This is a genomic window from Psychromicrobium silvestre (assembly GCF_013408295.1).
GTDB lineage: Bacteria > Actinomycetota > Actinomycetes > Actinomycetales > Micrococcaceae > Renibacterium > Renibacterium silvestre.
The window spans coordinates 713,972-739,655 of sequence record NZ_JACBYQ010000002.1 but is presented as its reverse complement, the minus strand read 5'-3'; the positions used below and the strand labels follow the sequence as shown (position 1 = coordinate 739,655).

27 protein-coding genes are annotated in these 25,684 nt (G+C 60.9%); 3 read left to right on the top strand and 24 right to left on the bottom strand.

Annotation, left to right across the window (positions count from 1 at the left end; translation table 11 throughout):
• Positions 1–141: 141 nt before the first annotated feature.
• Positions 142–1,218 (top strand): DNA integrity scanning diadenylate cyclase DisA, encoded by a 1,077-nt coding sequence (disA, locus tag FHU41_RS11480; protein WP_179389790.1) that lies wholly within the window; start codon positions 142–144, stop codon positions 1,216–1,218.
• Here disA and FHU41_RS11475 read toward each other — a convergent pair.
• From FHU41_RS11475 to FHU41_RS11465, 3 genes are all read right to left on the bottom strand, one after another.
• On the bottom strand, positions 1,215–1,847 hold the full coding sequence (locus FHU41_RS11475) for a hypothetical protein (RefSeq protein WP_179389789.1): 633 nt from the start codon (positions 1,845–1,847) through the stop codon (positions 1,215–1,217). The genes disA and FHU41_RS11475 overlap by 4 nt on opposite strands.
• A gap of 78 nt (positions 1,848–1,925) precedes the next feature.
• On the bottom strand, positions 1,926–2,408 hold the full coding sequence (locus FHU41_RS11470; protein WP_179389788.1) for a hypothetical protein: 483 nt from the start codon (positions 2,406–2,408) through the stop codon (positions 1,926–1,928).
• A 56-nt stretch (positions 2,409–2,464) separates the two neighbouring features.
• Positions 2,465–3,553 carry a hypothetical protein gene (locus FHU41_RS11465; RefSeq protein WP_179389787.1) on the bottom strand — a complete coding sequence of 363 codons (1,089 nt, stop codon included), beginning with the start codon at positions 3,551–3,553 and terminating at the stop codon, positions 2,465–2,467.
• 89 nt (positions 3,554–3,642) lie between these two features.
• Here FHU41_RS11465 and FHU41_RS11460 point away from each other — a divergent pair, with 89 nt between their 5' ends.
• Positions 3,643–4,587 (top strand): HhH-GPD family protein, encoded by a 945-nt coding sequence (locus FHU41_RS11460; protein WP_179389786.1) that lies wholly within the window; start codon positions 3,643–3,645, stop codon positions 4,585–4,587.
• Between the two features lie 52 nt (positions 4,588–4,639).
• Here the strand turns inward: FHU41_RS11460 and dhaM are convergent, their stop codons facing one another.
• From dhaM to FHU41_RS11395, 13 genes are all read right to left on the bottom strand, one after another.
• Positions 4,640–5,347 carry a dihydroxyacetone kinase phosphoryl donor subunit DhaM gene (gene dhaM, locus FHU41_RS11455; RefSeq protein WP_179389785.1) on the bottom strand — a complete coding sequence of 236 codons (708 nt, stop codon included), beginning with the start codon at positions 5,345–5,347 and terminating at the stop codon, positions 4,640–4,642.
• Positions 5,344–5,976, bottom strand: coding sequence for a dihydroxyacetone kinase subunit DhaL (gene dhaL / locus FHU41_RS11450; protein ID WP_179389784.1), 633 nt, complete (start codon positions 5,974–5,976; stop codon positions 5,344–5,346). The genes dhaM and dhaL overlap by 4 nt, the downstream gene beginning before the upstream one ends.
• A 19-nt stretch (positions 5,977–5,995) precedes the next feature.
• Positions 5,996–6,994, bottom strand: a complete 999-nt coding sequence (gene dhaK, locus FHU41_RS11445; RefSeq protein WP_179389783.1) for a dihydroxyacetone kinase subunit DhaK — start codon at positions 6,992–6,994, stop codon at positions 5,996–5,998.
• Positions 6,995–7,076: 82 nt separating this feature from the next.
• On the bottom strand, positions 7,077–7,835 hold the full coding sequence (locus FHU41_RS11440) for a TetR/AcrR family transcriptional regulator (RefSeq protein ID WP_179389782.1): 759 nt from the start codon (positions 7,833–7,835) through the stop codon (positions 7,077–7,079).
• A 25-nt stretch (positions 7,836–7,860) separates the two neighbouring features.
• Complete coding sequence (locus FHU41_RS11435) at positions 7,861–8,364, bottom strand: amino-acid N-acetyltransferase (protein ID WP_179389781.1); 504 nt, start codon at positions 8,362–8,364, stop codon at positions 7,861–7,863.
• Positions 8,365–8,411: 47 nt separating this feature from the next.
• On the bottom strand, positions 8,412–10,499 hold the full coding sequence (locus FHU41_RS11430) for a S9 family peptidase (RefSeq protein ID WP_179389780.1): 2,088 nt from the start codon (positions 10,497–10,499) through the stop codon (positions 8,412–8,414).
• A 25-nt stretch (positions 10,500–10,524) separates the two neighbouring features.
• Positions 10,525–11,244, bottom strand: a complete 720-nt coding sequence (locus FHU41_RS11425) for a TMEM175 family protein (RefSeq protein WP_179389779.1) — start codon at positions 11,242–11,244, stop codon at positions 10,525–10,527.
• Positions 11,245–11,412: 168 nt separating this feature from the next.
• On the bottom strand, positions 11,413–12,741 hold the full coding sequence (locus tag FHU41_RS11420) for an alpha/beta hydrolase (protein ID WP_343046319.1): 1,329 nt from the start codon (positions 12,739–12,741) through the stop codon (positions 11,413–11,415).
• A gap of 86 nt (positions 12,742–12,827) precedes the next feature.
• On the bottom strand, positions 12,828–15,320 hold the full coding sequence (locus FHU41_RS11415) for an ATP-dependent Clp protease ATP-binding subunit (protein ID WP_179389778.1): 2,493 nt from the start codon (positions 15,318–15,320) through the stop codon (positions 12,828–12,830).
• A gap of 103 nt (positions 15,321–15,423) precedes the next feature.
• On the bottom strand, positions 15,424–15,753 hold the full coding sequence (locus FHU41_RS11410) for a histone-like nucleoid-structuring protein Lsr2 (RefSeq protein WP_179389777.1): 330 nt from the start codon (positions 15,751–15,753) through the stop codon (positions 15,424–15,426).
• Positions 15,754–15,949: 196 nt separating this feature from the next.
• Positions 15,950–16,102, bottom strand: a complete 153-nt coding sequence (locus FHU41_RS11405; protein WP_179389776.1) for a hypothetical protein — start codon at positions 16,100–16,102, stop codon at positions 15,950–15,952.
• A gap of 3 nt (positions 16,103–16,105) precedes the next feature.
• Entirely contained in the window at positions 16,106–17,566 is a 1,461-nt protein-coding gene (lysS, locus tag FHU41_RS11400; protein ID WP_179390423.1) for a lysine--tRNA ligase, read from the bottom strand.
• 172 nt (positions 17,567–17,738) lie between these two features.
• Entirely contained in the window at positions 17,739–18,941 is a 1,203-nt protein-coding gene (locus FHU41_RS11395; RefSeq protein ID WP_179389775.1) for an MFS transporter, read from the bottom strand.
• A gap of 130 nt (positions 18,942–19,071) precedes the next feature.
• On the opposite strand from FHU41_RS11395, the gene FHU41_RS11390 reads away from it, so the two are divergent.
• Positions 19,072–19,515, top strand: a complete 444-nt coding sequence (locus tag FHU41_RS11390; RefSeq protein ID WP_179389774.1) for a MarR family winged helix-turn-helix transcriptional regulator — start codon at positions 19,072–19,074, stop codon at positions 19,513–19,515.
• Between the two features lie 39 nt (positions 19,516–19,554).
• Here the strand turns inward: FHU41_RS11390 and panC are convergent, their stop codons facing one another.
• The 8 genes from panC to folP form a co-directional block, all read right to left on the bottom strand.
• Positions 19,555–20,427, bottom strand: a complete 873-nt coding sequence (gene panC / locus FHU41_RS11385; RefSeq protein WP_179389773.1) for a pantoate--beta-alanine ligase — start codon at positions 20,425–20,427, stop codon at positions 19,555–19,557.
• Positions 20,424–21,314: a Rossmann-like and DUF2520 domain-containing protein gene (locus FHU41_RS11380; protein ID WP_179389772.1), complete on the bottom strand. Its 891-nt coding sequence runs from the start codon at positions 21,312–21,314 to the stop codon at positions 20,424–20,426. Before FHU41_RS11380 ends, panC begins: the two co-directional genes overlap by 4 nt.
• A complete protein-coding gene (locus FHU41_RS11375; protein ID WP_343046318.1) occupies positions 21,314–22,777 on the bottom strand; it encodes a PH domain-containing protein in 1,464 nt (487 codons plus the stop codon). Before FHU41_RS11375 ends, FHU41_RS11380 begins: the two co-directional genes overlap by 1 nt.
• A gap of 7 nt (positions 22,778–22,784) precedes the next feature.
• The gene (locus FHU41_RS11370) at positions 22,785–23,294 is read right to left on the bottom strand and encodes a PH domain-containing protein (RefSeq protein ID WP_179389770.1); all 510 of its coding nucleotides are present in this window, start codon (positions 23,292–23,294) and stop codon (positions 22,785–22,787) included.
• A gap of 77 nt (positions 23,295–23,371) precedes the next feature.
• Entirely contained in the window at positions 23,372–23,863 is a 492-nt protein-coding gene (locus FHU41_RS11365; RefSeq protein WP_179389769.1) for a DUF3180 domain-containing protein, read from the bottom strand.
• Positions 23,860–24,378, bottom strand: coding sequence for a 2-amino-4-hydroxy-6-hydroxymethyldihydropteridine diphosphokinase (gene folK / locus FHU41_RS11360; RefSeq protein ID WP_179389768.1), 519 nt, complete (start codon positions 24,376–24,378; stop codon positions 23,860–23,862). Before folK ends, FHU41_RS11365 begins: the two co-directional genes overlap by 4 nt.
• Positions 24,375–24,752: a dihydroneopterin aldolase gene (gene folB / locus FHU41_RS11355; protein ID WP_179389767.1), complete on the bottom strand. Its 378-nt coding sequence runs from the start codon at positions 24,750–24,752 to the stop codon at positions 24,375–24,377. Before folB ends, folK begins: the two co-directional genes overlap by 4 nt.
• Complete coding sequence (folP, locus tag FHU41_RS11350) at positions 24,752–25,684, bottom strand: dihydropteroate synthase (RefSeq protein ID WP_179389766.1); 933 nt, start codon at positions 25,682–25,684, stop codon at positions 24,752–24,754. The genes folB and folP overlap by 1 nt, the downstream gene beginning before the upstream one ends.

The following is a 25,684-nucleotide window of genomic DNA, read 5'->3' as shown; positions in this document are numbered from 1 at the left end:
TATTGATCCCGGCTCAGCACGGGTAGTCGTTCGCCAGCTTTAAGCGCTAGACACTACTATGGGGCTAGTAGCCGTCGCACCGTAGTGCGTCCGGCCGCGTTAACGTGGGTAAGTGCGCATTGCGCCGGAAAAGGAGCAGCCATGGTTCGCAGCCCCGAGGATTCACTGAAGGCGACGCTAGCCCGCGTTGCCCCAGGAACCGGGCTCCGCGACGGCTTGGAGCGGATTCTGCGCGGCCGTACCGGGGCGCTCATTGTGCTCGGCTTCGACAAAACCATCGACTCCCTGTGCTCCGGTGGCTTTGAGATCGATATCGACTTCGCCCCCACCAGATTGCGTGAACTGGCCAAAATGGATGGCGCAATTGTCTGCGATAAGGATGCTTCAAAGATTCTTCGAGCCGCGGTGCAGTTGGTGCCAGACCCAAGCATCGAGACCCAAGAATCCGGTACCCGGCACCGCACTGCCGAGCGAGTAGCAATCCAGACCGGGGTGCCGGTGATCTCGGTCAGTCAGTCGATGCAGATCATTGCCCTCTACGTGGATGGTTTGCGGCATGTTCTGGAGGGCTCCGAGAAGGTGTTGGCTCGGGCAAACCAGGCGCTTGCCACCCTCGAACGCTACCGGGCCAGGCTGGACCAGGTGACCTCCTCACTCTCCGCCTTGGAGATCGAGGCCATGGTGACCGTTCGCGATGTCGCGGTGATCTTACAACGCCAGGAAATGGTGCGCCGAATCTCCGAGGAGATTGCCCAGTACGTGCTGGAACTCGGCGTCGACGGGCGTCTACTCTCCCTGCAGCTTGATGAACTCACGGTAGGCCGTGGCCCCGGCAACGAGATGGTGATCCGGGACTACTCCAGCGCAGAGACCAGCCAAGAGGAAATTGATGCCGCGGTGGCAGGGCTGCATGAAATCGGCCCGACCGAGCTGATCGACCTCGCCAGGATCGCCAGCATCGTGGGTTTGACCGATACTAGCGGCTCCTTGGAGACGGTAATCCATCCCCGCGGCTACCGACTGCTCTCCAGCTTCAAAGCGGTACCTCGCGCGGTAGCTGACCGCCTTGTGGATCATTTCGATGGCTTGCAGAACCTGATGGCCGCAACCATCGAGGAGTTAATGGCGGTTGATGGCATCGGCGAGCAGCGCGCCCGCACGGTGCGTGAGGGGCTCTCCCGGATCGCCGAGGCCAGCCTGCTGGACCGTTTCCTCTAAGAGAGCAGCTTGAAGACGGCCTTCGCGCTAGTCCGGTCCCCAAGCTTCACGGTCAGCGTGTAGAGGGCATTTGAGCCGGTACCGGGCTTAGCCGAAACGGCGGTGCAGCCTGGCACAGAGCGGTTTCGCTGCCAAGGAAAAATAGCTTTCTCCGAAGCGCCCGCGGCAATAGTCTTCGTCAGGTTCTCAGCCTTGTCCTGGCAATCCTTAGAGGAGAAGATTCGGTCATCACCGCTCTGCACCAAGAATTCCATCTGGCTGGTACCCACATTGACCTGGCAAGGCTGGGAACCACCATTGGTCACCGTCAAGGCGAACACCGGGTTGTTCCCGTCGGTGTAACTGGCCGCGTCGGTAGAGGCTTTGATCGTAACCTTGCTCTGGTCGCAGGCGGGAGCAGCCGTGGAAGCGTTGGGAGACGACGTCGTCTGGCCGGCAGAACTGCCGACGTTACTGGGACTGTTCTGGGAGGCTTCGGTAGCCGGCTTGCTGAAATGATTCACCGCAAGGACGATCACGGTAATCAACGCGACAACCACTATCAGGGCAGCCGTACCCACCACGATTCTGCGGCGACGATACACTGCCGGAGAAGGACGCGTGCTCCTTCTCCCCCCTTGATTGGCCATGCTATTAGCCTACGGAAAGCCGCCCCGAGCGGCTTGGCCCCACGCCGTCCAGGCTGGGATTAGCCGAGCAATAATCCGCTAAGCGGCGTACCCGCTCACCTGGGCGCCACGGATCATATCCCGCACTACATCCAGATCGCGTTCCTGGTTCAGCGGAGACACCGAACCTGTGAGTTGCACGGTATCGGTGAAGTCGCCGCTGACAACATTTGTCGCCGCCATCACCTGAATCAGGGTGCCTACCTGCGGGTGCACAAAAACGTATTCGTGCACATGCCAATCGCGGCCGCCCATCTGCACATTGACACTATTGAAGAGCTCAACCTCGTTCAGCTTCGAAGCTGCCGCTTCAATGGCTGCTTCAGTCTCGGCCAGGGTGCGCTCGGCCGCCAGCCGGGTGATGCTCAACACCACATTGGAGGTGAAGTTTTCCGTGCCATCGGGAAATACCCAGGCAGCCAGGGTGTCCTGAACGGCTCTGGTGGCCCAACCCTCAGGGAGCTCAACACTCACCGAGGGGAATCCCGGGAAGGCCTCGGAAGGAAAGCTTGAAGTGCTCATGATTAGTCCTTTACGGATTGTGTGCTCGTCCAAAAGTCAGGTTGGCAGTTGCCAGACTACCAATGGAAGGGATTGATGTGCTTAATGATGTTTTTCGGCGAGAACTCGACATGGCCACCCACGGTGGCGCCCAAGCCAAGGGCTGCCCCAAATTTGAATTCGAAGCCAACCTTATCCATGGACACTTCCGCGTCGAGCTTGGCTCGGACTCCCACCCCAGCCATCGCAGAGGCTTCGACTCCGGTGCTAACCCCGGCTACTTGAACGTCCGCAGCAGCCCTGGCCTCAGCCCCGGCAAAGGCATCGCCCTCCACCGAGGCTTTAGCGCCGTCGAGCCCCAGATGGGCTTCCGCACTCCCTCTGGCAGCGGCTCCGGCGGCGGCTGAAGCGTCGGCATTGCCGCCCGCGAAGCCACCCAGCACCGATCCACCGGCATGTGCGGAGGCTTCCACGCCGACCATGGCCGATGCCTCGGCTTTGGCGTTGAGTCCTTCGGCAAGGCTGGCACTCGCCGAGGTTTCGGCCGCGGCCCTCGCTCCTGCATACGCTTCGGCCTTGGCATCGCCCTTGACTAGGCCGCCCAGGGCTTGTCCTTCGGCGTGGGCTTCCGCGCCCGCGCCAATCTCGGCGTGCGCGGAGGCTTCTGCCTTAGCTTCCCCGCCTTCCACCCCGGCCGAAGCATCCGCATCGGCGTCGGCACCGGCGCGCGCACTAGCTCCCGCCTCGGCGGAAGCTAGGCCACCCTTTTCTCCCCAGCTTCCCTCGGTGGAGGTCTTAGAACCCCAGTCGTACTGGTTTTTATCCTTGGAGCCCCGCTCACCGTCCGCAGCCTTACCGGGGTTTCCGGGCGTGCCGGGGTTTCCGCCGCCGCCGTCCACACTGGAGGTCTGTTCCTGGGCCTTGGCTTGCTCAATCAGACTCTTGCCGGTGGTCCTGAGCAAATTGCTCGCGCTTTCCAGCCTGGGCCGAAAGGCAGAGGCCCAGTTACCCCGAAAATCATGCGCATCCGGGCCGCCCCAACGCACACTGGAAATTCGACCATGAATTCCTGCGGCGGCACTCTCCAACTTTTCCGCGGAGGCATTCATCTGGCGTGCTAAATCCCGCAGATCTTCGGGATTCGCGCCCAGCATCTCGCCAGCCATTGACACTCCTTGTTCATGAAGATCACCTACAGTGATCAGAATGGTAAGTCTCTGAGAAAGATATTACGTTTGAAGTGATGAAACCCGCTATGGATAGATCTCCCCATCTTGCACTCAGCCCCGAACAGAGCGCGATTATCGACTGGTTCGCAACCAATGCCCGCGATTTGCCGTGGCGTGCAGCCGAGTGCACCCCCTGGGGTGTGCTGGTCAGTGAAATCATGCTGCAACAGACCCCCGTGGTTCGAGTGCTGCCACGCTGGCAGGAGTGGTTGGAGCGCTGGCCAACTCCGGCCGCACTGGCCGCGGAGCCCAGCGGTGAGGCAGTACGGGCCTGGGGTCGGTTGGGCTACCCACGGCGGGCGCTGCGGCTGCATGCGGCGGCGCTGCGGATCACCGAGGAGTACGACGGCGAAGTGCCCGGCACGGTGGCCGAACTCAAGTCCCTGCCCGGTATTGGAGATTACACGGCGGCGGCCGTGGCGGCTTTTGCCTTCGGGGTGCGGGCTACCGTGGTGGATACCAATATTCGTCGAGTCGAAGCTCGGCTGTTCTCCGGGCTAGCGCTGCCCGCACCGACTCTCAATGCCGCCGAAATGGCTTTGGCTGAGTCCCTGCTGCCACTCGAGGCCACTAATTCGGTGCGCTGGAACGCGGCCTCCATGGAACTCGGAGCGCTGCTCTGCACGGCTCGTTCTCCGCAATGCGCTCTGTGTCCGGTACGGGCTAGCTGCGCCTGGATTGCGGCGGGCGAACCAGAACCGATTTATCGGCCCAAGGGCCAGCCCTGGGCCGGTACCGATCGACAGCTCCGGGGGGCCGTAATGGCCGTTTTAAGAGCTACGGATTCCCCAACCCCTTGGGACATGTTCTTCACCGAGCCGGTGCTGATCGGGGACGCCGAGCTGAGCAGAAGTCTCAGGCATTTGCACGCGCTGGAAAGCGAGAACTCGCGGCTGGAACGAATCCTGCAGGATCTGCTGCAAGAAGGACTGGCACAACGTAGTGCGGCCGGGCTCAGCCTGCCCGGCTAAAATGGCCCGGCTAAATTAACTCGGCTAAATTAGCCCGGCTAGTTCGACCTGACTAAAGCTCGCCGAAGCCGTTCTCCACCTCGGTGCGCACCAGCTCAACGGCCCGGCGAGCATCAGCACCGCTCGCCGCAACGTGCAGGGTGCTCCCCTGCCCCGCACCAAGGGTCATCAGCATCATCACCGATTGTGCATCCACGCCGTTTATTTCGATCTCCACGTTCATCGCGCCCAGGGCGGCGGCCAAGGTTGCCGCCGGACGGGCGTGCAAACCCATCGGGTTAATGAGTACCAGGTCTTCTTCAAGTAGCCGTCCGGAAGGCGCGGCTGCAGCCTGAGCTGCCGGGGACGCCGTCGTACCAAATGCCGGACCGGCTGACCGAGCCGTTTCGGCAGCCGCCCGCACCGCAGCCAGACTGGCGCCGCCAGCGGCGGTAACCGCAGCCGCAACCGCCCCTTCTACCAGGGCCGCATCGGCAAGCTGTTGGTCGGCAGGATTTCCGGCAAACTCCAGCACCGATTCGGCGGTCATCACGGCGGAACCCAAATCGGCAAGCAGCAGCACCCCGTCACCGGCATTGGCTGATTCCAGGGCGGCGGAGATCTTGGCCAGCGAGGTGCCCAAGGCGCTGTGCCCGGCCGCGTCCGGGTCCATTCCGCCCGCCGCGATGATCCGTACCTCGGGTGCCATCTGTCCGGCTAGTTCGGCCACCCCCTGGGCAAGTTTTTCACTGTGCGAAACAATGACCAAGGAAACCGTCATGCGGCATCCCGCGCCGTGCTAGCTGCGCAACGCAGGATCAAGGCGGTGGACTGCGCGCCGGGGTCTCGGTGGCCGATGCTACGTTCGCCCAGGTAGCTGGCCCTGCCCTTGCGAGCCTGCAAGGGTTCGGTATCCGTCGCCCCTTGCTCGGCTGCAGCGGCCGCTGCGGTCAATACTTCTTCCGGACTCAGGCCGTTTTCCACCGCTTCATCGGCGGCTTCCACCGCCGGGGTCCAGGCATCCACCATGGTCTTGTCCCCCGGCTCGGCCTTGCCCCTGGCCACAATCCCATCGCGGGCGGCGGCCAGCACCGTCGCTAGCTGGTCCGAATTCAGCGCGCTCGCCTCGCCGGCTGCCGTCGCTGCACGCAGGAAGGCAGTGCCATAAAGCGGACCGGCTGCCCCGCCCACCACGGACATCAAGGTCATGGCTAGCAGCTTGAACACCTCGCCTGGAGTTTCGAAATTGGTCTCAAGTTTTGCCAGCACGGCTTGAAACCCACGGTCCAGGTTCTCGCCGTGATCGCCGTCGCCGATCACTCGGTCTAGCTCAATTAGCTCCATTTTATGCTCGGCCACGCTGGCCGCAGCCGCCTTGACCCAGGCCACGGCCCATTCAGAATCCAGCATCGTGTTGCTTTCCCCTTTTCTAGAATCCCCAGCGCAGCGCCGCGGTATGCACCGGGGCGTCCCACAACTCGGTCAGTTCTTGGTCTAAGCGAAGTACCGAAATGGAGCAACCCTGCATCTCCAGTGCGGTGATGTAGTTACCCACCAAGGAACGTCCAATCTCGATGCCGCGTTCCTTCAGCAGCTCGGTGGCCCGCCGATAGACGATGTAAAGCTCGCTCAGCGGGGTGCCGCCCATGCCGTTGACAAAGAGCAGCACCTGTTCACCGGAGCCCACGCCAAGGTCCTCGAGGACGGGTTCCAGCAAACGTGCGGTGATCCCATCGGCGGGTTCCATGGCAATCCGGTGCCGGCCAGGCTCACCGTGGATGCCGATGCCGATCTCGATTTCGTTCTCCTCAAGATCGAAACTTGGCACTCCAGCGTGTGGCACCGTGCAGGCGCTTAGGGCGACTCCCATGGTGCGCACATTGTCATTGACCCGCTGTGCAATAGCCGTTACGGCATCGAGGTCGTCACCGCGCTCGGCGGCTGCCCCGGCAATCTTTTCCACCAGCACTGTGCCGCCAACCCCGCGCCTACCCGCGGTGTAGAGCGAGTCCTCGACGGCGACGTCGTCATTGACCAGTACGGTGCGGACCTCGATTCCTTCTGCGGCAGCCATTTCGGCGGCGGTCTCGAAATTGAGCAGATCGCCCGTGTAGTTCTTCACGATGTGCAGTACCCCGGCGCCGGAATCCGCGGCGACCGTGGCCGGGATAATCGCATCCGGGGTGGGCGAGGTGAATACTGCGCCGGGTACCGCGGCATCCAGCATGCCGAAGCCAACGTAGCCGGCGTGCAAAGGCTCATGACCGGAGCCACCACCGGAAACCAAACCGACTTTATTGCTCTTCGGTTGGCGACGGCTCACAAAGAGCGGATCGGGGTGAACCTCGACCAGATCGGCATGAGCAAGGCCGAAGCCCTGGACCGATTCCTGCACCACGTTCTTAGGATCATTAATAAGCTTTTTCATGGCTGCCTCACGTCGTTGTCTATGACAGTTGTCTGTGGCAAATGCCTGCAGTTTGCGGCTATTTTCTAGCCTAGTCCTAAGCCTAGCCCGCAGCTCCCGAGGCATCTACCCTGTGGGCTACGCCGTCCAGCACTAGTTCCATGGCGAACTCAAAATGCTCGTGCTCATCGTCATCACCGTCGCTGAAGGCATTCCCCCGCACGAGCGGTGCAAGTTCCGGAAAGTCTCCTAGCGGGAGCAGCCCAAGCAGTGCCTCCTCGAAGCGGCGTCCAACATCTGCCGCTCCATCTTGCCCCTGCCCTTGCCGCATATCCCGGGTCAGCCTGGCATTGGCCATAGCGAGCGAACTAAGCGTGAGCGCGGTATTCAGCTTCTCGGCCCCGCTGAGCGGAGTTTCAGCGAGCGCTTGCAGGGCGGATTCCAGCCAGCGCATCTGGAAATAGGTCATCGGCGCACCGCCAATTGGGATGTCCGCTAACCAAGGCCGCTCCAGAATGCCTAAGTAGACGGCTCTGGACCAGGCTCGGCAGCGCGCCCGCCAGCCTTGGGCGGCGGCAATTTTCTCGGGCACCGGCCCAAAGCCAGCGTCCAGCATCAGAATCAGCAGGTCCTCTTTGGAACTGAGGTAGCGATAGAGGCTCATCGCAGTGAATCCCAGCCGGTCGGCAACGCTTTTCATCGAAACCGCAGCCAGGCCACCCTCATCGGCTATCGCCATCGCGGCCGTTACGATCTGCGGCACACTCATTCCGGGTTTGGGCCCCCGGGTGCTCGCCGGAGCCAGGCCCCAGGAGAGCGCGACGCCGGCCGGCAGCAGGTTGATCAGCTCCGGTTCGCTCATCCCCCAACATATCGCGAGTTGAGAGTTAGAGAAGCAGGAGCATCCTGGTATTGCCCAGGGTGTTTGGCTTCACCCGTGCCAGATCGAGGAATTCGGCTACGCCCTCATCGTGTGAGCGCAACAACTCCGAATAGACCTGCGGGTCCACCGCGGTTTGATCTGCCATTACTTCGAAGCCGTGCCGACGGAAGAAATCCACCTCAAAAGTCAGACAGAAAACCCGGCTCACACCGAGGCTTCGAGCCTCCTCTAGAAGCCGTTCCACCAGGGCATGTCCCAGCCCACGACCGAGCCAGTCCGGGGCTGCGGCCAGGGTCCGAATCTCGGCAAGATCTTCCCACATCACATGCAGGGCACCGCAACCCACCACCCCATCGGGGGACTCCGCAACCCACATCTCCTGGATGCCTTCGAAATAGGCCACCGTCTCCTTAGCCATCAGCACCCGTCGAGAGGCCAAGGGAGCCACCAGAGCCTTGATAGCAGGGACGTCTGAGGTGCGTGCCGGGCGGATGACGAAAGTGCTCACCCAATCATCCTATGGCGAGCCAGCAGACTATCTCGCTCTATCACCGGCTAAGCCAGGCCCAGCTCTTTGACCGGCTTGAGTTCCTGGCCCAGGACATGTTCCGCAAGGAAGCTCTCGACCACCGAATACCAAACCAGGCTGTGCTGGGGTTTGAGAATCCAGTGGTTCTCATCCGGAAAATAAAGGAATCTATGCGGGCTCTCGCCCCTCTCATCGGCAGCCAGTCCTGAGGAAGCCAGCAACTCATACCAGAGCCGGAGGCCCTCACCGATCGGCACCCGGTAGTCCTTATCGCCATGGATCACCAGCATGGGTGTGACGATCTTGGACACCGAGGCGTGCGGTGAATTCTCCGCCGCCATTTGTTCACTCATCTCCCGCCGCCAGTACATCGCCATATCGGTGCTCCTGCTGAAGCCGGGAAGCTCCCAGAGGCTGGCATGGGTCACCACGGCCTTAAAGCGATCGGTGTGTCCGGCCACCCAATTGGCCATATAACCACCGAAGGACCCGCCCATGGCTGCCGTTCGGCTCTCATCGATATCCGGCCTAGCCACCACAGCGTCGGTGATCGCCATCAGATCGGTGAAAGGCTCGGCACCCCAGCGACCCCAGCCTCGCTGAACGAACTGCTGGCCGTAACCGGTGGAGAGCGCCGGGTCAGGCAACAACACGGCATAGCCGCGAGCCGCCATGATCATTGGGTTCCACCGCCAGGTCCAGGCATTCCACGACCCCAGCGGTCCACCGTGAATCCACAACAGCAGGGGGTAAGCGGGAGAGGCTCCGGCATTTTCCTTGGGTAACACCAGCCAAGCGCGCACCGTTGAGCCGTCCGCCGCCGTCGTACTGACCTCTTCGAGCCTGCCTGGCAGCTTCGGCCGTTCCACCGGGCCAATGAGCGCGGTGATCTCACCGCTGGCCAGCTCGACCCGGACCGCTTCTGCGGGGAAGGCATAGGAGCTGCGGAGCGCAAAGAGCGCCTGACCATCGGGGGCTACCAACACGTTCGTGTATGCAGCATCGTCCCCGGTGAGCTGCCGAACCGCGCCGGATTCGACGTCGATCAGGAAGATCGGGGATCTGCCATTGTGGTCAGCCGTCAGCACCAGCGTGCGGCCATCTGGCAGCCAGCCAACCGGGTTCCCCCAACGATCCCAGTCGGGTGCCAAACTGCTGCGTTCACCGGAGTTGAGGTCGAGCAGCCAAAGCGTATAGCTCACCGCTTGTTCCGGGGTGCTGCGGCTCTCCCGTACGACGACGGCCCGGTCACCTGCGGGGCTGATTGGCCCAGGGTAGAAATCGGCATCGTCGGCAGCCAACAACACTTCACGTTGCCCGCTAAGAGTGTCGATTCGTTCGATCTGGATCCGCATCTCGGCCTTCGCCCCGGGAATGGACACGCCAACGAGCGCGAAGCTTCCATCCGGGCTCAGCACGGTCTCCGATTCCAGCAAGCCAGCGCCAATGCCCTCCGTGATGAGGCGTAGTTTACTGGTGCTGCCTGAGTCGCTAGTTCCCGGTAGCTCAGGAACTTCCTGGACCTCCTCCAGCACGAAGAGCCGGTCTTGGTCCGGGCCTAGGTCCCGATCCCAGAACCGTACCGGATACCCCGAGTGCAAGATCGCGGAGATCTTCTTTTCTTTGCGCGCCTTCCGCAGTTCGGCATCCGTCTCTTCATCCACAGCACCGGGCAGCACGGATGCTCTCACCACAATGGCGTTAGAGCTGGTGTTGACGGTGAACCCGCCTACACCACCTTCCCTGGAATGCAGCACTCGCGCCTCGCCCCCGGTCGCGGGCAGTTCCCAGAGCGCGGCCCGGGAGTCGTCGTCGGCAGCCTCCGGATCAGGCCGGGCGGAGGTAAACAGCAATCGTCCGTCCGCCGTAAAAGCGGCAGCGGATTCGCCCTTTGCGCTCCTGGTCAGCCGCCTGGCAGGCTCAGTGCCTCGCGGGTCGATCTGCCAGAGCGCGTTGCGGTAGCCGGTTTTCTTCGGATCCAGGGTGGCCACCGTGGTGACCAGCCGCTTGCCATCCGGGCTCAGCGTCAGACCGCTCAGCCGAGGGATGGCAAGGTAATGATCGAGGTCGTGAAAGGGCGTTTCCGGCTTCGCTGCCGAAGGCTGATCTGTCATTCCTCCGGTCTATCACACTCCCAGGTTATTCTGCTGTCTGCGCCGCTGCGGCGTCCTCAGCCTCGAACCGGGCGGTTTCCCTGCGCACAAATCGTCGCCGCAGAACCCGATGCTGAATGACGCTGGCCGGGAGGATCAAGATCCACAAGTAAAGCGCCAACCCGCTGCCGACGAAGGCAAACGGAATAGAAAGTAAGAAGATTCCCCAGACCGGAGCGGTGGCATACAAGGAGTAACGATAAAGCGCCTCGGATACCATCTTGTCCATTAGCCCGGCCCGGTGGGCATGCCACCAGATCAAATTCAGGCTGAGCGAAATCCCAGAAACGACAACGGCGTAGAGCACTACCGGCCACGGCGAACCCGCATTAGCGAAGAGCAGGCTGGTGGGCACCGGCATAAAAGCCACGAAGAACAGGAACAGCAGATTGAAGTTCTGCAACCTGGCATCGTATGACTTGATGCCCTTGAATCGCCGGTGATGATTGACCCAGTTGACCCCCACCAGGACGAATGAGAGCAGGAAACTGGCGAAAGCGGGTACCTTTTCAACCATCGCCTGATTGATCTCTTCCACACTGGGATTAGCCGGTAAATCCACCCGGAGGTCCAGTACCAATAAGGTCATCGCAATGGCGAACACCGCATCCGAAAAGAAGACTGTCCGCTCGGTGCTGCGGCCGTGGCGCAACACTTGGGTGGAGGCATCGATTCGTTCGGCGATGCTGGGTGTCTGCTCGCTCATGGCCCGATCCTAGCCGATTTGCGAGGCACCAGGATATGAGTTGACCTGTCTCAAGGATTCTTCGCCGCGGGTCTCGCTAGCGGTGCCATCACCGATACCGTCGACTACACCACCGTGTTCGCTGTGGCCGCAGCAGCTTGCCTCATGGCGCTCTTACTAACGCTCGCCCTAAACGGTGACCCCATAGCGTTTCATTAGCCAGCCCAAGTTGTCGGCGAAGGCAGGGCGCCAGACCTCCCAGCTATGATCGCCGGTGGCCACCTGAAGCGTCACTTTAGCTCCGGCATTTTTGAGCGCTCGATAGACCTCTTCGCCTTGCGGGCGATAGAAGTCCGTGGAGCCGACCAATACGACGCCGGTGGTGTGCGGGAACTTTGTAGTCTTAAGTACTTCCAAAGGATTGGCCTTGGCAAATGCGGCAGCGTCACCATCGAAGTATTTGCTGATAATCGCGCTGTCCCCACCATTGAGGTAAGGGCCCCGCTCTCCGGAGAAGTCGAAGAACGTTGGATAGACCTTGGGGAAGGAAACCGCCAGTTGCATGGCGCAGGTACCGCCATAAGAGAACCCGCCGATAGCAAATTGCTCCCCTCCAGCAAGACCAAGGCCGAAGGTCTTCTTCACATAATTCGGCACATCGACTCCGAGGAAAGTTGCACCCTTGGCCCGTTTCGAATCCATGCATAGTGACCAGGTCCCACTATTGCCACTGGTCACATCGGGCATCACCACGAGAGGTGCGATGCCATGATGCTCGGCGGCATAGGTGTTCATTTGCTGGGTAATTCTGCCGCCCCGCTGCCAGTCCAAGGCACCACCGGGATTGCCATGGATGAGCACTAGCACGGGAACATTTGCCGGATTTTGTACCCTATAAGCCGGGGGGATATAGACGTAAGACACTCCAGAGTGCACTTTGGAGACAGTTGCGGGAATCCTCACACTGACAAACTTCCCGGCGGAGGGCATCCCCGCAGGCGGGTGCCAGCTTTGCTCCCTGACGGTCGGAGTCGTCGGAGTAAGTTTCGATTTATCGACGGTATCCGAGGGTAGCAAGCCCTGAACATGAACTCCGTTGTCTCCCCATAGACTCCCGACTGTCGGGTAATACCCGAACACTTGATTGATCTGCAGTCCCGCCGCCAGCACCACCAGCACTGCCGCGATCGGGGTGAGGAGCCGAGTGTACCAATGCTTGGAACGAATCAACCGCGGCGCAATGAGGGCAAGAGCGGCTAGCGCCAATGCTGCGAAGATATAAACCCGCCACCGCAACGGCTCTCCCCAGAGATTGAGGATGTTCTCGGTGTAAAACTTCGCACCGAGAATCACCAAGGCGCTGCCTATCAGTGCAATAGGAACCGCCCATTTAAGATGCTTAGGCGGGCCGATCAATAACCAGAGCAATCCCAACACACCAAGAATGGGAAATAGAATGATGACCCATCCCGAGGTCAGTGAAAGAGCTGCGATGGCCTTATCCTCCCAGGAAAACACAATGCGCCCTCAGCCTGAGCGGCACTGTAAAAGTTACCTGCCCAGCCTGAGAGCGCGTTGTGAGTTAGCTACTGCTGTTGTGAGGATCAGGAAATCGGTGCGATCTCCGGAATGCTCGGCTTGGCGTTTCCAGCGAAGGTGAACTTCGCCTCGTCGCCTTCACCCTCAACGTCGATCACCACGATCTCGCCAGCCTTGAGCTCGCCGAACAAGATCTTCTCGGAGAGCTGATCCTCGATCTCACGCTGGATGGTACGGCGCAGCGGCCGGGCACCCATCGCAGGATCGTAGCCTCGGGTAGCCAAGAGGTTCTTGGCAGCGGTCGTGAGCTCGATGCCCATATCCCGCTCCTTGAGCCTGTCTTCCAACTTGGCCACCATCAGGTCAACAATCTCGATGATCTCGTCCTGGGTGAGCTGCGGGAAGACCACCACATCGTCCACGCGGTTCAGGAACTCGGGCCGGAAGTGCTGCTTAAGCTCCTCGGTGACCCGGGCCCGCATCCGGTTGTAGCCGGTCTGCGTATCGGTGCCCGATTGGAAGCCGGTAGCCACACTCTTGGAGATGTCCCGGGTACCCAGGTTGGTGGTCATGATGATGACGGTGTTCTTGAAGTCCACCACCCGGCCCTGGGAGTCGGTCAAACGGCCGTCTTCCAAGATCTGCAGCAAGGAGTTGAACAGATCGGCGTGAGCCTTCTCCACCTCGTCGAAGAGCACCACGGAGAACGGCCGACGGCGTACCTTCTCGGTCAGCTGACCGCCCTCTTCGTAGCCGACGTAGCCTGGAGGAGCACCGAACAAACGGGACACCGTATGCTTCTCCGAGTACTCGGACATGTCCAGGGTGATCAGGGCATCCTCTTCACCGAACAAGAATTCGGCGAGGGCCTTGGCCAGCTCGGTCTTGCCGACGCCGGTCGGGCCGGCGAAGATGAAGGATCCACCCGGACGCTTGGGGTCTTTGAGCCCCGCCCGAGTACGCCGAATGGCCTGCGAAAGCGACTTGATGGCCTCGTTCTGACCAACCACGCGCTTGTGCAGCTCGTCTTCCATCTTGAGAAGCCTGGTGGATTCCTCTTCGGTCAGCTTGAACACAGGGATGCCGGTGGAATTCGCCAGTACCTCGGCAATCAGTTCCTCATCGACCTCGGAGACACTGTCCAGGCTGCCATTGCGCCAAGCCCGATCCTTCTCGGCCCGCTCGGTGATCAACTTCTGCTCGGTATCGCGCAGGGCGGCGGCACCTTCGAAATCCTGCGCATCGATCGCAGCTTCTTTTTGCACCTTGACCGCAGCGATCTCCTCATCCATCGCCTTCAACTCCGGCGGAGCCGTCATCCGGCGGATCCGCAGGCGAGCACCGGCCTCATCGATCAGGTCAATGGCCTTATCCGGCAGGAATCGGTCCGAAATGTAGCGTTCGGCCAGATTAGCGGCGGCAGCTAAGGCGCCGTCGGTGATGGATACCCTGTGGTGGGCTTCGTAGCGGTCCCGCAGACCCTTGAGGATCTCGATGGCGTGGGCAACATTGGGCTCCGCCACCTGGATCGGCTGGAAACGACGCTCCAGCGCGGCATCCTTCTCGATGTGCTTGCGGTATTCATCCAGCGTGGTGGCACCGATGGTCTGCAACTCGCCTCGGGCCAGCATGGGCTTCAGGATCGAGGCCGCATCAATGGCTCCCTCCGCCGCACCAGCACCGACCAGGGTGTGAATCTCGTCGATGAACAGGATGATGTCCCCACGAGTGCGGATCTCCTTGAGTACCTTCTTCAGGCGTTCCTCGAAATCACCGCGGTAACGCGAGCCAGCCACCAGGGACCCAAGGTCCAGGGTGTAAAGCTGCTTATCCTTGATGGTTTCGGGCACATCGCCGCGCACAATGGCCTGGGCCAACCCCTCTACCACGGCGGTCTTACCCACGCCGGGCTCGCCGATGAGTACCGGGTTGTTCTTCGTCCGGCGGGAGAGGACCTGCATAACGCGTTCCATCTCCTGCTCACGACCAATGACCGGGTCGAGCTTGTTCTCCCGAGCGGCCTGAGTCAGGTTGCGGCCGAACTGGTCCAACACCACCGAACCGGCGGGGGTACCTTCCGGCTGCCCCTGGCTTGCGCCCGCGGTAGCGGTCTCTTTGCCCTGGTATCCGGAAAGCAGCTGGATGACTTGCTGCCGCACCCGACTCAGGTCGGCACCGAGCTTCACCAGCACCTGAGCGGCTACGCCCTCACCCTCTCGGATCAGGCCGAGCAAGATGTGCTCGGTACCAATGTAATTGTGACCGAGCTGCAAGGCCTCACGCAGTGAGAGTTCCAGCACCTTCTTGGCGCGCGGGGTAAAGGGAATATGACCACTGGGAGCCTGCTGGCCCTGGCCAATGATTTCCTGCACCTGCTCGCGCACGGCGTCGAGGGAAATATTCAGCGATTCCAATGCCTTAGCGGCAATGCCCTCGCCCTCGTGAATGAGGCCGAGCAGGATGTGCTCGGTACCAATGTAATTGTGGTTGAGCATGCGGGCCTCTTCTTGGGCCAACACGACAACTCTCCGAGCTCTGTCGGTAAATCTTTCGAACATTTCGCCACACTCCTAGCTACTACTAGCCATCTCTATCCTTGATGCTACGCAGTTTCAGCTAGGAGTGGGGCCATGTTCGCCACAGGGAAAACTGGGGAATAAATCAGCCGTTAGCTTGGTGATAAGCGGCGACCACATCAGCTTGGATTCGGCCACGATCGCTCACCGTGTGGCCGTTCTCCCGTGCCCAGCTACGGATCTGTGCAACCTCATTGCCACGGCTAGCCGCGCTCTGCTGCCGAGCCTTCGGGCCACGGCTTGCGGTCTTGCGTCCGACGGCGACAAAAGGCTGAAGAGCCTCGCGCAGCTCAGTGGCGTGCTTAGTGGAAAGGTCAATCTCATAATTAGCGCCGTCGAGGCCAAAGCGGATGGTTTCATCCGCCGACTCGCCGTCAAGATCATCGACCAGAATAATGTTTACTTTTTGTGCCATTCGTATCCCCTAGATGAGTAAAATTCAACACAGCGATATTTCTGTGTTTCAAATTAAATTATCTGCCTCAAAATGTATCTAGTCAAAATTGCTGACTGTCAATCTGCTGTGAGAGGGCTAGGAGCTTCCAGATTTAAATGACTGATATTTATTTTAAACCACTGATGTTTTACCGCTGGCGGAGCGAAACCGTCAGTTATTGCTCCGAATCGGCTTTTCTATCTGCTTCCTCTTCAGCACGGGCAAGCGCTTGACGCTCCGAACGGTCGGCGTTAAAGATCGCTTTCATGGCAAAGAAGAACACCACACCGACACCGAGTGATGGGACAATTACCGCTAAATAATCCATCGATTAGCTTCTTTGCGTGTCTGGTTTGAGTAAGGGGAAAAGAATCGTTTCGCGAATTCCGGCGTTCGTGAAGAGCATAACCAGCCGGTCGATACCCAAGCCAATTCCACCCATGGGCGGGGCACCGTATTCAAGAGCACGCAGGAAGTCCTCGTCTAACTGCATGGCTTCCGGGTCACCGCCAGCAGCTCGTAGCGACTGCTCAGTGAGCCGCTCGCGCTGAATCACCGGATCAATTAGCTCCGAGAAAGCGGTGCCACGCTCCATTCCACCGATAATCAGATCCCAAGCTTCGATCAGGTTTGATTCGCTGCGGTGAGGCCTAGCCAAGGGCTGTGCGGAGGGCGGATAGTCATAGACGAAGGTCGGCTGCAAAAGCGTAGGTTCGACAATTTCGCCAAAGAGTTCAACCACGAGTTTTTCGGCGTCCCAAGCCGGATCAATCTTTACTTCGTGTTTCGCTGCAAGAGCACGTAAGACGGCGGCCTCGGTCTGCGGGGTAATCTCTTCGCCCAGCGCTTCGGAAAGCCCTGGGTAGACTCCAAGCCATCGCCATTCGCCATCGAGGTCAATAATTCCTTTGGCGGTTTCGATCTGCCTGCTGCCCAGGGCATCAGCACAATTGAGGATGATTTGCTTCATCCGCTCGGCCATCACAAATTGATCGGCATAAGCCTCGTAGCATTCCAACATGGTGAATTCCGGGCTGTGCGTCGAATCAACGCCCTCATTGCGAAATATCCTGCCGAGTTCGTAGACTCGGTCAATTCCGCCCACCACGGCACGCTTGAGGTAGAGCTCCAAAGCGATCCGCAAGGTCATCTTCTGATCGAAAGCATTGACATGGGTTTCGAAGGGCCGCGCGCTTGCACCACCATGCACCAATTGCAATACCGGACCCTCGACTTCAATGTAGCCGAGGTTATTTAGGGTCTCTCTGACGGTCTTAGTCACGGCAGCCCTGCTAAGCACCATCTGCCGAGCTTCGTCACGTACCATCAAATCCACATAACGCTGACGGACGCGATTTTCCTCATTCAATTCGGCATAAAGCACCGGAAGCGGTCTCAGTGCCTTAGAGGCCATCTGCCAGGAATCGGCAAGAACCGATAGTTCACCTCGTTTGGAGGAGATGACCTCTCCGTGCAGGAAAACATGATCGCCCAGATCAACAAGAGCCTTCCAATCGGCGAGCGAATCCGCGCCGATCTTGTCCAGGCTGAGCATTCCTTGCAGTCGGGTGCCGTTACCCTCTTGCAGAGTGACAAAACAGAGCTTGCCGGTATTACGGACAAAGACGACGCGTCCCACCACCCCGACCAGCTCTCCGGTCGTCTCATCGGCTTCCAGATGGCCGAACTTCTCCCGAATCTCGCCCAGGCTATGAGTCCGGGGCACCCCTACCGGATAGGCTTCCATCCCACGGTCGAGCAGATGGGCTCGCTTGTCCAAGCGGATCTGCATCTGCTCGGAAATTTGCTCTTCACTGGACTGGGCGTTTTCTTCGGTCACGAGAATCCATTTTACCGGTCTTGGCGGGCCGGGACTCACCGCTTGGATAAGTCTTGGCTAAGCACCAGCTAAGTGCCGAATCAATTGCCAGCCCGCCGCCGTCGTGCTGCGCTTCTTTTCTGGCTCAAACAACCAGTTCCTGTTTGGCTTTTGCCAGTGGCTTGCGGGAGAACTCCCCGCCCCGGAACCACAGTGCAAGCAACAACACCAACAAGCCAAGGACAGTGACGGCGGCTCCGGCCCAGAGCGGCGAGGTGTAACCGAGCCCCGCGGCCAGAGTTAGCCCACCAACCCAGGCACCCAGGGCGTTACCGATATTGAAGGCTGCGATATTGGCTCCCGAAGCGAGGGTGGGCGCTTGGTCGGCATAAGCCATGATTCGCAATTGCAGACCGGGCACCGTGGCGAACCCGAAGCCTCCCATCAACACCAGGCTAATAATCGTCATCACCGGATTTCCGGCGGTGACCGCGAAGACCACTAGGACGACGGTCAGCGCGCTCAGCAGGATCAGCAGGGTGCGACCGAGGTGCTTATCTGCAGCCTTGCCGCCGACAATATTGCCGATGAAGAGACCAACCCCAAACAAGATCAGCAACCAAGGCACGGTGGCGGAGCTGAATCCGCTTACCTCGGTCAGCGTGAAGGCAATGTAGGTGAAGCCTCCGAACATCCCGCCGTAGCCCAGGATGGTGACGAGAATCGAGAGCCAGACCTGTGGATTGCGGAAGGCGGAGAACTCTCGGCGCAGCGCCCCGGGCAGTACTTTCTCCTCCGAGCCGGTACGGGCCGGGACGAGCAGCATAATGCCGATAAAGGCGAGCACACCGATGACGGTAATGGCCCAGAAAGTGGAACGCCAGCCGGCCGCCTGGCCGAGCATGGTGCCTAGCGGCACGCCAAGCACATTGGAGATGGTCAGCCCGGCAAACATGATGGAGATGGCTCCGGCCTTCTTGTTCGGTGCCACGAGCTGAGCAGCCACCACGGAGCCGATGCCGAAGAAGGCGCCGTGGCAGAGTGCCGCGATAATTCGACCGAGCATCATCACGGTGTAATCGGTGGCCACCGCAGAAACCAGGTTTCCGGCGATGAACAGGATCATTAGACCAAGCAGTGCTTTTTTGCGGTCAATCCGAGTCAGTGCGGCGGTCAGGATAATCGCCCCGATGGCCACGCTCAGCGCGTAGCCCGAGATGAAGTAGCCTGCGGCGGTTTCGCTCACCCTAAAGTCGGCGGCAACCTCGGGCAGTAGACCCATGATGACGAATTCGGTCAGACCAATGCCGAAGCCCCCGATGGCGAGAGCATACAGTGCGACGGGCATTCAGAATCTCCTAGTGTGTACAAATAGAGGCGTCTGCATTAATTGCAAGCGCTTTATATATAGTTGCACACGCTCTATATCGGCGCAAGCTGCTATTATTGATTTGAACGGATCTAGCAGGAGGTAGCAGATGTCCATCGCGGACGACGCCGTCGAAATCAGGGCTCAGGGCTGGCGTGCCTTGGCCGCACTGCACGGGATCATCGAGACCAAACTGGAGAAGGCCCTACAGGCCGAACATCAGCTCTCAGTGGTGGAATACACCGTGCTTGATGCGCTCAGCAGACAGGACGGCTGGCATATGCGAATGCAGCAATTGGCTCGCGCCACCGCGCTCTCCTCCAGTGCCACAACGCGCCTAGTTGCCAGGCTTGAGGACCGCCAACTCCTCGGTCGCTATCTCTGCGTAGATGACCGTCGTGGCATTTACACCGAACTCACCGAGGCCGGGAAGGCGCTGCTGAGCCAAGCCCGACCAACCCATAACGAGGCCCTACACAATGCCCTTGCCGAAGCAGAACAGATCCCCGAGCTGGCTTCACTGACCCTCGCCCTGCAGCCAAGCTTCGCCTAAGCCGGCCTTGCCTAATTAGGGCCTTCGAGCCCGAATACCCTAGCCGAGGGGCATGTTGTCGATCAGTCGCACCGAGCCAACCTTGGCAGCTATCAGGGCAAGAGCCTGCCCGTTGAAAGGCGTCTCCCGGCAGTTCTCCGCCAGCGGAGCGAGCGTGGCCGGATTCACCACCTCGAAATAATCCAACTCAACCAGCGGCTCACTCCGCACCAGAGCGACCGCGGAATCCAGATCCAGCGGCTCGCGTCGCTCGGCCCTGCCTACTAGTAAGCGCAGTGCTCGGGAAAGCACCAGGGCCGCCTGACGTTCCGAAGCAGAGAGGAATCTGTTCCGGCTGGAAAGCGCCAGACCATCCTCGGCTCGGACCGTGGGTACCCCCACGATCTGCACCGGGAAGTTCAGATCGGCCACCATCCGCCGCACCAAAGCCAGCTGTTGAGCATCCTTCTGCCCGAAGTACGCTCGATAACTGCCCAGCGCGGGAGTGCCGGCATGCAGCAGCTTGGCCACCACGGTGAGGGCACCGTCGAAATGCCCAGGCCGGGAGGCTCCTTCGAAAACCGTGCCCAGCACTCCGGAACTCAGCCGGACCATCGGTTCCCCGGCGGGATACATCTCGGTCACCTCCGGGGCGAATACCAGCTTCACTCCGGCTTCTGCCAGGAGTTCGACGTCGGCCTCCAGACTGCGCGGATAACGTTCCAGATCGCTCGGGTCACCGAATTGCAGCGGATTAACAAAGATCGACGCGGCCACCACGGTGTTCTCCCGCGCCGCCGCCCGAGCCAACTCGGCGTGACCCGAGTGTAGTGCTCCCATGGTTGGCACCAGGCCAAAGGACGGTTCCCGCTGTCCACTCAGGAGGGCCGCACTGGCCTCACGGAGCCCGGCAATCGTACTAACTACTTTCACTCTTCCCCCTCCAGGGCATCTTCGATTTCCCGCAGCGCCTCCGGGCTGAGCCGGTCCCGCGCCGCCGCCCGGACCGCCGTCGTGCCCGCCATCGCCCGGTAGGCCGCCAGAATCTCCGGCGAAGATTCCGCCAAGGCTTGCACATGAGCCCGCACCGTACCGGCATCCCCGCGTACCACCGGCCCGGTGAGCGCGTTCTCCCCCGAGGCTAAGGCATTCTCCAATGCCGCCCGAAGCAAGGGCCCGAGTAGCCTCTCCGGCTGCTCCACGCCGATGCTGTCCAATAGCTCGGAGGACTGAGCCACCAAGGTGACCAGGTGGTTCGCCGCATGCGCCAGGGCAGCATGGTAGAGCGCGCGATCAGCCTCGGCAATCACCACCGGCTCGGCACCAATCTCCACCACGAGCGCCTGAGCGATCGGTAGCATCGCTGCATCCGCGGTGACTCCGAAACTGGAATCCGGCAAACGGGCCAGGTCCATGCTCAGCCCGGAGAAGGTCATGGCCGGATGGATGGCCAGCGGAATCGCCCCGGCGGCGCGGATCGGAGCCAGCACCCCCACGCCGAAACGGCCGGAAGTATGAGCCACTAGCTGGCCCATTTGCCAGGCACCGGTGGCCGCCAGCCCGGTCACTAACTGCTCCAAAACATCGTCCGGCACGGCCAGCAGCACAAGTTCGGATCGCTCCACGAGTTCCGGGATCTGCAGTATCGGAACCCCCGGTAAAAGGCTTTCGGCGCGGTCCCTAGACTGCTCGGAAACCGCGGAAACTCCGATCACGGCATGGCCCGCCGCGCGGAGGGCTGCGCCCAACACGGCTCCCACCTTGCCCGCCCCGATCACGCCAACCCCAAGCCTGCCCGGCCGCTCTTCTGCCCGGTCCATTACGATTGTCCTTCCCTCGGGAGCTCATGCATCCAATGTTCTGATCGCCCTGCGTCGGCGCGCCTGGCCCGCGCCGCCCGATCCGCTTGTTCCATGAAGAGCGAGCGTCCTACCCGGAGGTCTAGATGCCGCACTAGCGGTTTGATGGGGCCGGGGGTGGACTGCAATTCGAAGTCCACCAAGCCAAGGAATCGCTGCAGTAACCCCTGCCGCAGCTTAAGGGACTGGGTTCGCTCATGGGGTACCACTTGAAGCCTGCGCGTGAGTACACCGTGCCTGCAAAGTAGTGCCGTTCTGGTGGCTCGATAGGCGTTGCGCCGCCAGACTAAGGGGCCCAGCCAGGCGGCCCGGGCCGGTGAATGCACGAAGCCCTCGGCTTCACCCTTACCGCGCAGGCCTGCCCTGAACACCGATAGTGGCTCCTCCACCCCGGGATCGGTGAATACCAGGGCCAGCACGGCGAACACCTCGGCCTCGGTGCCGAGTGGCAGCACGGTGGTGCGATGCTCCTGATGCTGATCGCCATAACCGGCCACATTCACATGCACCTGGTACCAGCCGAAAATCCGCCAGATGAAATCTTGGCTAATCCCCACCGCTTGCACCCGCCCAGGCGGAATGGTCTGCGCCCGGGTCTCCAGTAGTCCGTAGTGCAGCCGGACGCCGTCCGGGGAGAGCGCCACTCGGAAGTTGAAATTATTACTAAAGGATCTCCAGTACCCGCTCAGCAAGCCCAGAATCACCGGGAAGAAACCGATCAGCGCGGCCCACCAGCCCATTAGTACCATCCAGACCAACACCGCGGCTATCACCAGCATGATCACGGTGAGCGTGGAGAACAAGCTCGCAGCGATGACCCGTCCAGGGGAAAGCCGTAAGATCTCTTGCTCGGGAGCCTCCTGAACCAGGGTGGGGCGCTCCGGATCAACGGTGACTCCGGCCGCCCTGGCCAGAATGGCTGCCCGCAACCGCATTGCTTCGTCCATTTTCAGGAAGGAGAGCTTCATCGCAGATTTGCCGGAATCCGCCACCTCAAACTTCAGCTCCGCCAAGCCAAAAATCCGAGCCAGCAGTGGCTGCACAACGTCGATGGCTTGCACCCGGTCGATCCTCGCCTGCCGTTGTTGGCGGAAGATGAATCCCGTGTTGATCCGGACATGGTCATCGGTGACCTGATAGCGGGTGAAGAACCAAGAAAGCACGAAGGCTATCCCGAACACCACAATGGCTCCGCCGATCACCAGGATGATTACCCAGGGCGGTAAGCCCTCCCCCTCGTGCCTGCCACCGCTCGCCGTCGTCTGCACCAACTGTTCGATGAAGTTCCGGCCAAAGATCACCATTACGGCCAGTACCGCGAGCCAGCCACGGACCGCAGGGGACGCCGGATGCACCCGATGCCAGACCTCGGCTTGGTCGGTATGGAATTCGGTGCCTTGCCCCGGATTTTCCTGATAGCTCACCGAGCGCTCACAATCCCGCCAGCTTGGCCTCGCCCAGGGAGGAGAGCTGTTCCCGCAACCTGGCCGCCTGGTCCGTGGGCAGTCCCTCGATGGCGGCATGTGTGCCGGGCGAGGCGGTGTGCAATTTGAGCGTGGCCAGGCCTAGTGCGCGTTCGAGCGGGCCGACCGAAACGTCCACGTATTGCATCCGGCCATAGGGCACCACGAGGACCCTTTGAAAAAGTAATCCGCGGCGGATCAGCAGATCTTCGTCACGTTCGGCAAAACCAATGGCGCGAACCTGCCGCGGGATGAGCAGCAAGCGCCAGAGTCGAATAACGACGGCGGCCGCCAGTAGTAGCCAAGCCAGCCAAAGCGGGAACCCGCGCCAGACCCCGCTCAGCGCGAAAACGAGAGGCAGGGCGAAGATCGCCAGCGCGATCAGGCTGGTCACACCCTCGCGAATGAATCTCAATTGCGCCAGCTTAGGCGAGACGCGAAGCCATTGAATCCCGGCGGGGTCGATCGGCTCCCTCACGGTGGCCTCCTTGAAGTTCGTCTTAGCTGGAATGAAACCCTATCGCGACCGGCTACGTTTCGAGAGCCCTGATGGATCTAGGTTCCGCGTGGCAAGCCATCAGCCGAATCGGCGCCGTCCTCCGGAGGGATCCGGCAGAACCGCTCCACCACCAGTCCCACGACGATCATCACAGCAGAACCACCCATTAGTGCTGCCGGTAAACCGAGTAGCGCCGCCGATGCGCCGTAGAAGGTCGCGGCCAGCGCATCGATCAGCACACCCAGGTGCCAGCCCAGTAGCAGGGCGCCGGCATAGGCGCTGGCCTGAGCTAGCACCAGCGTCCGCGCGGCAAGAATGGGGTTGAGTGCTCGCTCCCGATTGCCATTGCGCCAACTGCGCACCCGAAACCCCAGCAGCAATACCGCGAGCACCACAATGCCCAGGGTGATCAGCGCGGTGAAGGGCAGCGCGGGCGTGGGCAGGCTAAGTCGATTGGTGATTACGGTGGCTATCCAGCCCAGCGCGGTAGAAATCAGCGCAATGACCAGCAGCCATCTGGCCCGGATAAAGCCGACGCTTGGCCTCATGGCAGCCCCGGTTCGCCGTCGAAATCTTCAACCCCGGAGAAGTCCGCAGCTTCCACCGCTAGTTCCCGCACCGGTCGACCGTTTAACCGCGCCTGCGGATCCATCAGTAGCCAGGGAACAAGTACAAAAGCCCGCTCGGCGGCCCGTGGATGGGGCAGCGTGAGCTCCGGATCGTCCTGCTGAACGTCCTCGTAGGTGATGATGTCCACATCCAGGGTGCGCGGGCCCCAACGAACAATCCGCTCCCGGTGATGTTTGGCTTCCACCGCCTGACAATGCGCCAATAACTCTTCCGGACTGAATTCGGTTTCCACCTCCATCACCATGTTCAGAAAAGGCGGTTGGCCCTCCGGGCCGCCCACCGGCTGGGTCTGTACTACGGGAGAGACGTGGCAGAGCCGAACCTTCGGATCTTCCACCAGATCGGCCACCCCACCGGCCAAGGTGCCGGCGCGCTCGCCCAGATTCGAGCCGAGCGCCAGAATGGCTTTGCTCGGCCGCGGCGGGGTGCTCATCCGCGCTCCCGGTAGACCGTCACAGCCACATCACCGAAGGGGACCTGGATGGGTGCCTTTGGCTTGTGTACCGTGACCTCCACCGCATCGATCGAGAAATTGTGCAAAATCCTCAGCGCGGTGCGCTCCGCGAGCGTCTCGATCAGATCGAAAGCCTCGCCGGTGATCATCGCCTTGATTTCCTCAGCAACCTCGGCATAATTGGCGGTCTTCGCCAATTCGTCCTTGGCAGCAGCAGCCCGCACATCGGTAAACAGCACGGCGTCAACAACAAAAGGCTGTCCGTCCCGCTTCTCACGCTCGAACACTCCGTGGTGGCCAATGGCGCTGACCCCGTTGATCGCGATTCGATCCGGTCGTTGCAGGGCTGTCACTAGGAGTTAGCTCCGCCGAGTTCTTGAGCCGCCCTGGTCCGGGCCGCGACCTTTGCGGCGTGCAGATTACCCACCACATCGTGAACCCGGACCCCCCAGGCACCCTTGATACCGGCGAGAGCCGTGGTGGCCGCCGTCGCCCCATCGCGTTCTTCCGGTGCGGCCGCTTTGCCCGCGGTGGTAAGCAGCGAACCGAGGAAACGTTTACGTGAGGTACCGACCAGGATTCGGTGACCCAGCTCGGCAAACTGATCGAGTTTGGCCAGTAATTCCCAGTTCTGATCGGCGGTTTTGGAGAAGCCAATTCCCGGATCGATGATGAGCTGTTCCGGGGCAACTCCGGCGGCGTAAAAAGCCTCCCGGGCGGATTTCAGCTCGGCAATCACCTCGGGCACCAGATCGGTGTACTTGGTGAGCGAGTCCATGGTTTTGGAGTCCCCACGTCGGTGCATCAGCACATAGGGCACCTTGCGATCGGCAACCAGAGCCACCATCTCAGCCGAGACACTCATTCCGGAAACGTCATTGATCAAGGCCGCCCCGGCGTCGAGCGCTTTAGCCGCAGTCTCCGCGTGACGGGTGTCCACGCTGACCAGCGCACCAGCCTTCACCATCGCTTCTACGACAGGCATTATGCGTTCCTGCTCGGTGGCCGGCTCGACCTCGGCGGCACCGGGTCGGGTGGACTCGCCGCCAATATCGATGATGTCCGCACCGGCGTAGAACATCCGCAGGCCGTGGGCAATGGCGGTGTCCAAAGAGTTGTAAGAGCCACCGTCGCTAAAGGAATCCGGGGTGACATTCAAAATGCCTAAGACGACGGCACGGTCGGTAGGCAGCTTTTCGAAGCGAGCCGGGGGACGCGGCGGGCGGAGGGTGGGCAGCGGCGAGGTGGCCGGGCCAGTTCCGGGAGCGGCGGCGAGGGAGTCCAT

Coding starts and splice junctions, on each gene's coding strand:
- FHU41_RS11405 (WP_179389776.1), bottom strand. CDS start 16,102: ATGGATTATTTAGCGGTAATTGTCCCATCACTCGGTGTCGGTGTGGTG.
- lysS (WP_179390423.1), bottom strand. CDS start 17,566: ATGCAGATCCGCTTGGACAAGCGAGCCCATCTGCTCGACCGTGGGATG.
- FHU41_RS11415 (WP_179389778.1), bottom strand. CDS start 15,320: ATGTTCGAAAGATTTACCGACAGAGCTCGGAGAGTTGTCGTGTTGGCC.
- FHU41_RS11425 (WP_179389779.1), bottom strand. CDS start 11,244: ATGAGCGAGCAGACACCCAGCATCGCCGAACGAATCGATGCCTCCACC.
- dhaM (WP_179389785.1), bottom strand. CDS start 5,347: ATGACGGTTTCCTTGGTCATTGTTTCGCACAGTGAAAAACTTGCCCAG.
- disA (WP_179389790.1), top strand. CDS start 142: ATGGTTCGCAGCCCCGAGGATTCACTGAAGGCGACGCTAGCCCGCGTT.
- FHU41_RS11440 (WP_179389782.1), bottom strand. CDS start 7,835: ATGAGCGAACCGGAGCTGATCAACCTGCTGCCGGCCGGCGTCGCGCTC.
- FHU41_RS11465 (WP_179389787.1), bottom strand. CDS start 3,553: ATGGCTGGCGAGATGCTGGGCGCGAATCCCGAAGATCTGCGGGATTTA.
- dhaK (WP_179389783.1), bottom strand. CDS start 6,994: ATGAAAAAGCTTATTAATGATCCTAAGAACGTGGTGCAGGAATCGGTC.
- FHU41_RS11475 (WP_179389789.1), bottom strand. CDS start 1,847: ATGGCCAATCAAGGGGGGAGAAGGAGCACGCGTCCTTCTCCGGCAGTG.
- folP (WP_179389766.1), bottom strand. CDS start 25,684: ATGGACTCCCTCGCCGCCGCTCCCGGAACTGGCCCGGCCACCTCGCCG.
- FHU41_RS11395 (WP_179389775.1), bottom strand. CDS start 18,941: ATGCCCGTCGCACTGTATGCTCTCGCCATCGGGGGCTTCGGCATTGGT.
- FHU41_RS11460 (WP_179389786.1), top strand. CDS start 3,643: ATGGATAGATCTCCCCATCTTGCACTCAGCCCCGAACAGAGCGCGATT.
- FHU41_RS11470 (WP_179389788.1), bottom strand. CDS start 2,408: ATGAGCACTTCAAGCTTTCCTTCCGAGGCCTTCCCGGGATTCCCCTCG.
- dhaL (WP_179389784.1), bottom strand. CDS start 5,976: ATGCTGGATTCTGAATGGGCCGTGGCCTGGGTCAAGGCGGCTGCGGCC.
- FHU41_RS11380 (WP_179389772.1), bottom strand. CDS start 21,314: ATGGACCGGGCAGAAGAGCGGCCGGGCAGGCTTGGGGTTGGCGTGATC.
- FHU41_RS11390 (WP_179389774.1), top strand. CDS start 19,072: ATGTCCATCGCGGACGACGCCGTCGAAATCAGGGCTCAGGGCTGGCGT.
- FHU41_RS11430 (WP_179389780.1), bottom strand. CDS start 10,499: ATGACAGATCAGCCTTCGGCAGCGAAGCCGGAAACGCCCTTTCACGAC.
- FHU41_RS11365 (WP_179389769.1), bottom strand. CDS start 23,863: ATGAGGCCAAGCGTCGGCTTTATCCGGGCCAGATGGCTGCTGGTCATT.
- folK (WP_179389768.1), bottom strand. CDS start 24,378: ATGAGCACCCCGCCGCGGCCGAGCAAAGCCATTCTGGCGCTCGGCTCG.
- FHU41_RS11410 (WP_179389777.1), bottom strand. CDS start 15,753: ATGGCACAAAAAGTAAACATTATTCTGGTCGATGATCTTGACGGCGAG.